Annotated in this window: 9 protein-coding genes; 4 read left to right on the forward strand and 5 right to left on the reverse strand. The window is 72.8% G+C overall.

Annotated elements, in window-relative coordinates; translation table 11 throughout:
- Window positions 1–374: 374 nt before the first annotated feature.
- A complete protein-coding gene (locus ACA511_RS10120; RefSeq protein WP_375023824.1) occupies window positions 375–566 on the reverse strand; it encodes a hypothetical protein in 192 nt (63 codons plus the stop codon).
- Window positions 567–998: 432 nt separating this feature from the next.
- The gene (locus tag ACA511_RS10125; protein ID WP_375023825.1) at window positions 999–1,319 is read right to left on the reverse strand and encodes a hypothetical protein; all 321 of its coding nucleotides are present in this window, start codon (window positions 1,317–1,319) and stop codon (window positions 999–1,001) included.
- A 586-nt stretch (window positions 1,320–1,905) separates the two neighbouring features.
- Between ACA511_RS10125 and ACA511_RS10130 the strand changes: the two genes are divergently transcribed.
- The 4 genes from ACA511_RS10130 to ACA511_RS10145 all read left to right on the forward strand — a co-directional run bounded on the left by ACA511_RS10130 (window position 1,906) and on the right by ACA511_RS10145 (window position 7,006).
- Window positions 1,906–3,105, forward strand: a complete 1,200-nt coding sequence (locus ACA511_RS10130; protein WP_375023826.1) for a helix-turn-helix domain-containing protein — start codon at window positions 1,906–1,908, stop codon at window positions 3,103–3,105.
- Between the two features lie 248 nt (window positions 3,106–3,353).
- Window positions 3,354–4,655 (forward strand): helix-turn-helix domain-containing protein, encoded by a 1,302-nt coding sequence (locus ACA511_RS10135; RefSeq protein ID WP_375023827.1) that lies wholly within the window; start codon window positions 3,354–3,356, stop codon window positions 4,653–4,655.
- Between the two features lie 95 nt (window positions 4,656–4,750).
- On the forward strand, window positions 4,751–5,929 hold the full coding sequence (locus ACA511_RS10140; protein ID WP_375023828.1) for a hypothetical protein: 1,179 nt from the start codon (window positions 4,751–4,753) through the stop codon (window positions 5,927–5,929).
- A gap of 180 nt (window positions 5,930–6,109) precedes the next feature.
- Window positions 6,110–7,006: a hypothetical protein gene (locus tag ACA511_RS10145; protein WP_375023829.1), complete on the forward strand. Its 897-nt coding sequence runs from the start codon at window positions 6,110–6,112 to the stop codon at window positions 7,004–7,006.
- Here the strand turns inward: ACA511_RS10145 and ACA511_RS10150 are convergent.
- The 3 genes from ACA511_RS10150 to ACA511_RS10160 form a co-directional block, all read right to left on the reverse strand.
- Complete coding sequence (locus ACA511_RS10150) at window positions 6,963–7,658, reverse strand: TetR/AcrR family transcriptional regulator (RefSeq protein ID WP_375023830.1); 696 nt, start codon at window positions 7,656–7,658, stop codon at window positions 6,963–6,965. The two genes, ACA511_RS10145 and ACA511_RS10150, sit on opposite strands and share 44 nt — an antisense overlap.
- Window positions 7,659–7,718: 60 nt before the next feature.
- Window positions 7,719–8,546, reverse strand: coding sequence for a lytic transglycosylase domain-containing protein (locus ACA511_RS10155; RefSeq protein WP_375023831.1), 828 nt, complete (start codon window positions 8,544–8,546; stop codon window positions 7,719–7,721).
- Between the two features lie 108 nt (window positions 8,547–8,654).
- Complete coding sequence (locus tag ACA511_RS10160) at window positions 8,655–9,209, reverse strand: MarR family winged helix-turn-helix transcriptional regulator (protein WP_375023832.1); 555 nt, start codon at window positions 9,207–9,209, stop codon at window positions 8,655–8,657.
- Window positions 9,210–9,264: the final 55 nt, after the last annotated feature.

The raw sequence follows: 9,264 nt of genomic DNA on the forward strand, positions 1-9,264 counted from the left end.
GGCATGCCGCGACGCGGTGACCGCCTCCCCCGCGCCTTCGGATCACGCAACAAGCCGGGCCTCATCCGACCACCGCACCGCCACGCACGAGACCGCGCCACCGCGACACGTCAACCGCCCACGGGCCGCCTGCGTTGACCTGCGGCGTGTTGTTGTTATGGGCGCCTTCATAACAACAACACGCCGCAGGTCAACGGGGGCGGTTCATGGGTGTTGGCGCGGGGGTCGAACGAGGGCGGGTCGTTGAGCGGCCCGAAGGCTTGGGAGGCGGTCGACAGTCGCCCGCACGCCGATCCTCGGCTGTTGGCCGTTTCCCGGACGCGGAAACCGTGGCTCGACGCCGAGGGGCGAGCCACGGTTCGCACATGCGATTGTCAGGTGAAGATCTCGCCGAGGGGCTGGGCCTTGGGAGTGCGGCCTATCCAGGCCAGGATCTGGTCGAAGTCTCGGCAGGCGGTGATGCGCTTTTGGAGGGTGTCGTCGACGACGAACCCGTAGCTGTCCAGGATGTCGGAGAGCGCCTCCGCACCTCCCTGCGCTTTTACCGATGGCGTACTGAATCTCACCCAGGCGGGATCGCGCGGACTCAGAGACTTCTGACCGCATATTCCACTCGTACTGCCAGGCGTCCCTGGGATCCACGACCTCCATCGCCCCCACCATTGTGACCGGGCACTTGTGATAGGCCCGGTGACTCGCCAAGTGGGACGGCCAGGAGTAACGCCTCTGCGGGATGATCTCGGAGAGGAGCTCCACGTGAATCATGAGGTCCGGCTGATCCGGCTCGCCGATGAGGACGGTTCCCATCTGGTCGACGAACCCTGTCCACGGGACGGAGATCAGGTCGTATTCGGGGAGTTCGATCCCGGACGCCTCCTGGAACAGCTCCGCCACCGAATCGCTACATGGTCTAATGACGGAATTGTTCCCAGCCGCCCCCGGATGCGAAAACCGCGGCCCGCCCTCCGAGGGGCGAGCCGCAGTGCGACGTGCGGTTGTCAGTCGAAGATCCCGTCGAGGGCTTGCGTGACTGCGGCGCGACGGGTCCAGGTACCGATCTGCCGGACGTCCGTGCAGCTAGTGATGCGCTGCCGCAGACTGTCGTCGACGGTGAATCCCCGCGCTTCGAGCACGTTGAAAAGCCCGTTGACTTCACCCCTGGCTTCGGGCTCATGGGCGAAGTCGCTCTGCCACTCGTAGACGTCTGCGACCTCCAGGGCCTCGGCGAAGGCGGTCAGGACGGCCTTACGGTGAGGGCCGTCGGCGTTGGCGGGGGTGGACAGGATCGCGAGTTCCGGCAGCGCGCGCGCCTTCTCCACGTCGGTGACCGCGGGTGCCTCGGCGAGGTTCAGTACCCAGGGGTTGGTTCTCCACGACGATCGCGGGGTCCGGGCGCTTCGGCTCGCCCAGGATGACGACCGTGTCGGCCCGGTACTCGGTCGGGTCGTTGTCGGGGAAGGTGTCCAATCCAAGTCCGATTTGTTCGTATTCGGGGGGTTTGATGCCAGATACGGCCTGAAGGGGCTCCGGGGCCGGCGCGGGCCGGTCCTTGAGCAGGGCGATCGGCAACTCGTGGTCGACGGAGGGCCTGGACGGACACTAACGGTGTTCGCGTGACTACCGTGCGAGAAAATCGCTACGGGGTGCTATGGCGGAATTGTGTCCATAGTTCCGGCGGGGGTGGGGGAGATTGCCGGGCCCCGCGGAGCGGGGGGCGGTAACGGAACGGGCGCGGTCCTTCTCGGCGATTGTCTCCAGGTGATCATATAAACCGGCCACTTTTGTTGCTCAGTGAGTGTCCCGGCAATATGGGCGCGGAGATCTCCGCTTTAAAGGTGTGCGGTCGGCTTGGCCTGGGTTACATTTTATCGGGGCAATTCTTTGACCGCTGCGAGGGGAGGGCGAATGACGAGGACCCTCGTTGGGGGAGGAGGACGTCCCGGCACTCTCCCGCCCCAGGTCATCGCCATCCTGACCGCCGAGCTGCCGTCCCTCGCCGGGGAGATCGTCGAGGAGGTCCGGCGGTCGGTGCCCGAGTACGCGCGGCAGGCGGGGATGTCCGCGCCGGCCGCGTACCAGGTCACCGTCGAGCAGGCCATCGCGGCCTTCCTCGACCAGTTCTCCGGCGGCGGCGACAGCTACGCGCGGCGCGACGAGCTGTGCCGCGAACTGGGCCGGAGCGAGGCGTACCAGGGCCGCACGCTGGACGCGCTTCAGGCGGCCTACCGGGTCGGGGTACAGGTCGCGTGGCGGCGGGTCGCGTCGGTCGCGCGGGAGCGGCGGCTGCCCGCGGAGGTCATGACGCGGCTGGCCGAGGCGCTGTTCGCCTACATCGACGAGCTGGCCTCCCTGTCGGTCGAGGGCTACCTGGAGGTCCGGTCGTCGGCCGACGAGCTGCCCGGCGACCACCGGCGGCTGCTGCGCATGGTGCTCAATCCGGGCGCGGCGAGCGGCGCGCTCGCCGAGGCCGCCGCGGCGGCCGGCTGGGCGGTGCCCGACACGGTGACGATGGTCGCGATGCCGTCCGGCGCGCGGTGCGTCCGGGAGGCGATGGACGGCGACGTCCTCGTGAACCTCGCGGACGCCGAACCCCACCTGCTGATCCCCGGCGGCTACGGGCCGGAGCGCGCGGCGATGCTGAACCGCGCCCTGCCCGAACGCCGGTCCGCGGTGGGGCTGACCGTCCCGCTGGGGGAGGCGGCCGACTCGCTGCGCTGGGCGCGGCGGGCGCTGGCCCTGGTGGAGGCGGGCTGCCTGGAGGACGGCGGCCCGACCCTGTGCGAGCGGCACCTGCTGGAGCTGTGGCTGCTGTCGGACGGCCCGCTGCTCGACCAGCTCGCCCGCCGGGAACTGGGCGCGCTCGTGGCGATGCCGCGCACCCGGCGTATGCGCATGACCGAAACCCTGGTCGCGTGGCTGGACGCGCAGGGGAACGCGGTGGAGGCGGCGAATCGGCTCCGGCTGCACCCGCAGACCGTCCGGTACCGGATGCGGCAGATCAGCGCGACGTTCGATCGGCAGCTCGCCGATCCGGCGGCGCGCTTCGTGCTGGACGCGGTGCTGCGCGCGTACCGGCTGCGGGAACGGAGACCCGCATTGAAATGAGGCCGCCCGTTATTGACGCCTAATGTAACTACTGCGCCACACCCTGGTGAATTTACCTTCTCTTTACCTTGACGCGCACCATTTGATCTACGTTCAATGTGCTTCAGCTCACAGAATGCGGGGGGTGCGCAGGGGTCCCCCGCTCGGCGCGCCCTCGGTGTTGATGCCATATGGCCGATCGTCCGGACGGCCGGGTGCCCCCGCCCGGCATGCCCCCGTCCGCGATGGCGGCGCCTGGAGGTGTGCCCATGGCACAGCAGACGTTGACACGGGGGACGGCGAGGCGCCGGACCCGGCTGCCGCGCCGGCTCGCCCTGCTGATGCGCCCGGAACTGCCCAGCCTTGCGCAGGAGATCATCGACGAGGTGCGCCGGTCGATCCCCGAGTACGGGCGTCCGCTCAAGGGCCCCTACGTCGAGGCACTGCGCATCGGCGTCGAGCGCGCCCTGAAGGACTTCGTCGACCGGGTCGCCAACCCGCTCGAACCGAGCGAGCGCCATCACGAGACCTACCGCAGGCTCGGCCGCTTCGAGGCGCAGGAGGGCCGGACGCTCGACACCCTCCAGGCCGCGCTGCGCATCGGCGCCCAGGTGGCGTGGCGGCGCATCATGAAGGTCGGGCCGCGCCGGCGGGTGTCGCCCGAGGTGATGGCCCAGCTCGCCGACGCGCTGTTCGCCTACATCGACGAACTCGCCGCCCTTGCCCTGGAGGGCTACATGGCCGCCCGCCCGGACGGCGAGGTGGAGGCGCACCGGCGCCGGCTGCTGGAACTGCTGCTCCGCCGGGACGGGTCGCCCCGCCTGCTGGCCGAGGCCGCCGAACGGGCCGGGTGGACGATCCCGGACGAGGCGACCGCCGTCGTGGCCCCGCCCGGCGCCCGGTACGTCCGGGCCGCCCTGGACGAGGACGTCCTCGCCGACCTCACCGCCACGCAGCCGTTCCTCGTCGTCCCGGGTAAACCGACCCCGGAGCGGAGGCGGTCCCTGCACCGCGTCCTGCCCGACGGGCAGATCGTCATCGGCCTCACCGTGCCGGTCGCGGGCGTCGGCGACTCGCTGCGGTGGGCGCGGTGCGCCCTCGGCCTGGTGGAGACGGGCGTGCTCGGGGACGCCCCCGAGACCGACTGCGAAGAGCACCTCATCACCCTCTGGCTGCTGTCCGACCAGGCCCTCATCGACCAGCTCGCGCACCGCCACCTCGGCGAGATGGACGGCTTCAGCCCCCGGCAGCGCGACCGCCTGCTGGAGACCCTGCGCGCCTGGCTGGTGACCCGCGGCACCGCCAACGACATCGCCAGGGAACTCGGCATCCACCCGCAGACCGTCCGCTACCGGATGCGGCAGGTCGAGGGCGTCCTCGGCGACCGGCTCACCGACCGCGAGGCGCGCTTCGCGATCGAGGCCGTGCTGCGCGCGATGCGGCTGCGCGAACGCGCCGCGGGGCCGCCGGAGCCGCCGGCCGCCGGCGCCGGACGGGACGACGCCGCCGCGCGGAAACAAGCACCGATTGACAAACACCCAATACCGGATCGGCACGATATGAGCAGCTGACACGGACCTTGACGTGCGGGGTTGATTCGCCGAATCGCCGCATGCTTCCATCCAATCCAGTGGCAATTCGGCGGGATCGTGGAGGTGCGTTCGGGGTGCGCTCACAGCGGGCTGTCTCGGTCCTGGCCGGATTCGGCGCGGTGACGCTCATCGGCATGGTGGGCGTCCACCCGGTCCTCGCGGACGAGACCACCCCCACACCGTCCGCCAGCGTCAGCGACACGCCGGGCGATCCCGCGACGGAGACGCCCACGGACCCGCCGACGTCGGACCCGCCCACGGATCCGCCGACCGATCCGCCGACGTCGGACCCGCCCACGGACCCGCCGACCGACCCGCCGACGTCCGACCCGCCGACCGACCCGCCCACGTCCGACCCGCCCACGGACCCGCCGACGTCCGACCCGCCCACGGATCCCCCCACGGACCCGCCGACGAACCCGCCGGGCAAGCCCAAGACGCCCGTGCTGTCCCTCGGGCTGACGGTGTCGGCGGCGACGATGCGTCCCGGCGGGTCGATCACCGCGACCGTGCGGGTGGCGTCGGCGAACGCCACCGCGACCGGGATCGTGCTGCGGATGGCCGCCTCGGGCGCGACGGTCAGCCCCCGGACGCAGTCCCTCGGCAGCGTTGGATCCGGCGGCGCGTCCGCGATCGCGACCGTGCGGGCCCCGTCCCGCGCCAAGCCCGGCGTGATCAGCCTGCGCGCCGCCGTCTCGGCGGGCAACGCCAAGGGCGTGTCCCGCAGCTACAAGCTGATCATCACGTCCGCGTCCGGGGCGCTGCCGCCGGGGATCAGCCCGACGTCGCTGCCGCCCGGCGTCCCGCCGCTGACGCCGCCCGACTTCAACCCCCTCGCCGGCATGACCGGGCCGCAGGTGGCGCTGCCGCCGATCGTGCCCGCCGAGAGCCCGCAGATCGCGCCCGCCTCCGGGCCGCTCGTCCCCGTGTCGAACCTGCGCAGGCTGCCCGCCGAGCCGTTCACCACCGAGGAGCTCGTCTCGCTCCAGGCGGGCTTCCTCGCCGCGCTGGGCGCCGGGGTGACGCTGCTGCTGTTCAGGATGCGGCTGCTGCGCCGCACCGACGTCCGCGTCCCGATCGTCGCGCGCCGCCGCCTGCGCGCCGGCGGCTCGCGGTTCGCGGGCAAGCGCCCCACCGCGGCCCGGCTCCGGACGCTCCCGCCGCAGCCCGCCCTCGCCCGGCAGCCGCGTCCCGTCCAGCCGGTCCCGCCGGTCCGGGTCGCCGTCCGCCAGGTCCGCACCGTCCGCCCCTGAAACCGCCGAGCCGCCGAGCCGCCGAGCCGCGAAAAATTGCGCGCTCCTTGCTAAGGGAAATGCGCGGCTGGTGGCTGGGGGAGCATCATCCAATAAGGTTTTCGAAGGGCCTTGAGCGGCCTATTGGCCGCGTGTTCCCATTCGTTCTGCATTCAGCGGAACGGATGGAGGTGCGGAAGGGTGCGCTCACGATCAGCGGGCGGCGTGTTCCTCGCGGGAGTCGGCGCGGTGGCGGCGATCGCCGTCTCCGGCGCGGCACCGGTGATCGCCGAACCCACGCCGTCCGCCACGCCCACGGCGGACCCCACGCCGACGGAGACCCCCACGGAGTCCCCGACACCGACGCCGACGCCCACACCGGAGCCGACGGACACCCCCGCGCCCACTCCGACCCCGACCCCGACCGAGGCGCCCACGAACACGCCGGCGCCTCGGCCGACGACCGCTCCGGCCCGTCCGAGCCCACCTGCGGCCGCCCCGGCGCCCGCAAGCGGCGGCCCGTCCACCGCGCTTCCGCCGATCGCCGGGAGCCTGCCCGGCGCTCCGCCCCCGGCCGGGCCCGTCCCGGTGATCCGCGGGCCGCAGGTCGCGCTGCCGCCGATCAGCTCCCCGGAGGTCGCGCCGGAGCACATCGCTCCCGTCCCGGCGGCGGGCATCCGCACGCTCCCCGAGGACGTGCTCACCGTCGAGGACCTGAGCGCGCTCCAGGCCGGGGTGCTGGCCGCGATGGCGGCGTCGGTGGCGCTGCTCCTCCTCAGACTGCGGCTGGCGCGCCGCGCGGCCGTCGAGCCCCGGCGCGCCGGCCGCCTCCACCCCGGGCGGACGCGCGCGGCGGCCCGGGTGCGGCTCGTGCCGGCCGAGCCCGTCCGGCCGCTGCCCGCCCCCGCGCCGCCGAAGCCGCGAACGGCCCCGCCGCGCGCCGGGGCGCCGCGCGCGGACGTGCCGGAGCCGCCGCCCGCGCCCCGGCTCGTCGCGCCCTGGTGGGAGGACCCGGAGTCCGTGGTGGCGCTCTCGGAGATCATCCGCTGGGAGGTCAGCGGGCCAGTCGGATCAGAATGCGGCACACCTCATCGATGATCTCCGCGGCCTCGGTCTCGTCCTCGGCCGTGGCGATCTCCCGTCCGGCCTCGCCGATGACCGTGGTGAGGACGAGGCTCAGCACCTGCTCGGCCCGGCCCGCGGGCTCGCCGGGCGCGGGGCCGCGCAGCAGCTTGGTGTTCTGCGCGATCCAGTGCTGGGCGCGGCTGCGGCGCATCAGCGACGACCCGGACGGGCCCTCCCCGCCGAGGAACAGCCGGGCCGCCTCCCGCCGCTCCCAGCACACCCGCAGGTAGGCGCGGGCCCCGGCGGTGAACAGCGCGATCGGGTCGGACTCGCCGTCCCTGCGCGCGGCGGACACCGCCTGCGCGGCGCTCGCCTCCTGCTCGGCGGACAGCTCCTCCCACAGCGCCACGTACAGCCCGGCCTTGCCGCCGTAGTGGTGGTAGAGGCTGCCGACGCTGATCCCGGACCGCTCGACGATCTCGGCGATGCCCGCGTCGGCGTAGCCGCGGTCGGCGAAGACGCCCTGCGCGGCGCTCAGCAGCGCCTGCCGGGTCGCGTCGGCGCGGGCCCACTGCCGCCCGCCCGCGTTCCCGCCGCCCGCCTGCCCGCCGCTTCCGTGTCCGCCGCCCGCGTGCCCGTCGCCGTTCGCGGTGTCGGTTCCCTGCCGCGCCCTGCTCGTCCGCATCCCACCATGGTGCCAGGTCGCGGACGCGCGGACGGGCGGGAACGGCGGCCGCCGGTCCGGCTAGTACCAGTTGTGCGCCTGCCACCAGGACCACGCGCCGCACGGGTCCTTGTAGCGGGCCTTGATGTAGCCGAGCCCCCACGCGATCTGGGTGGGGGAGCTGGTGCGCCAGTCGGCCCCGGAGCTGGCGAGCTTGGAGCCGGGCAGCGCCTGCGGGATGCCGTAGGCGCCGCTGGACGGGTTCTCGGCCCGCTCGTTCCAGCCGCTCTCGTGGTTCCACAGCGTCAGCAGGGACGGCCAGCAGCGGTCCCAGCCCTTGAGCGCGTTCATCTTCTTGCCGTACTTCTTGTTCTGCGCGGCGCTCGGGTTCATCTTGGCGAGCCGCTCCTTCTCCTGCTGCGCCTTGAGCTTCGCCCGCGCCGCCGCGTCCCGCTTGGCCTTCTCCTTGAGCCGCTTCAGCTCGGCCTGGTGCAACTTGTACGCGCGCTCCTTGGCGTGGGCGACCGCGTCGGCCGCGACCGCGTCCATGTCGGACGCCGACGTCAGCTTCGCGAGCATGTCGTTGGTGGACACGCCCGCCGCGGCGGCCTTCGGCGGCTTGGTGTCGTCGCCGACCATGCCGCCGAGGTCGACCACGGTGACCGCCGTGCCGAGCGCGGCGATCGCGACGGCGGTGATGGTCACGTTGCTGGTGAGGACCCGCCGCACGCGCCGCTTCTTCTCCGGCGGGACGGGCGGCAACCCGTCGAACCCGCCGTGCGGGTCGTAGGGGTCGCGCGGGTCGCGGCCGGACGGGCCGGACGCGTCGGGCGCCGAGCGCGGCGCGGGGACGGGACGGGAGCGCCTGCCGCCTGGGGGACGTCTGCGAGTGCCGTGACTCTGTGGCATAGGAGAAGACTGCCTTATCGCCCGGGGTGTCGTGTCGTCGAAAGGATGGTACGCGGGCGGCATCGTACGCGGTTCAGTTCGCGGCGGGGATCCGGCCCGCGCGGAAGTTCAGCTCGCGCCGGGCTTCAGCGTCTCCACGTCGCCGGCCGCGAGACGGGCGGGCTGGAGCGCCTCGAACACCTCGCGGTGCGTGCCCTCGAACGGGGCCAGCGCGCCGCCGGGCGCCCCGAGCGCCATGCCGGCCTCGTTGACCCGGTCCCGTCCGGCGGGGGTGATCTCGACGAGGGTGGCGCGCCGGTCGCGGGGGTGCCGGGTGCGGCCGACGAGCCCGGCGGCCTCCAGCTGGTCGACGGTCAGCTTCACCGTCGTCGGATGCATCATCAGGAACCGGCCGAGCGTGCTCAGCCGGGCGCTGCCGCGCGGGATGAGGGCGAGGGTGGTCAGCAGGAAGTAGCCGGTCCGGGTGAGGTCCAGCCGCTTCAGCTCGGTGTCCAGCGCCTTGTTGAGCAGCTGGTTGAGCCGTCCGACCGCGCAGATCGCGAGGAACGGCCACGGCTCGCCCTGGAGCCCCTGGATCTCCCAGCGGTCCCGGACGCCTATGACCAGCGGGTCCGCGCCGTCGTCCAGACCAGTGTCCAGACCGCTGTCCAACTCGTCGTCCATGTCTCGTCGCGCCTCGATCATCGTCCGCTGATCGTAGCTTCGGACAAATCCCAAT

The organism is Actinomadura sp. GTD37, from assembly GCF_041951365.1.
GTDB lineage: Bacteria > Actinomycetota > Actinomycetes > Streptosporangiales > Streptosporangiaceae > Spirillospora.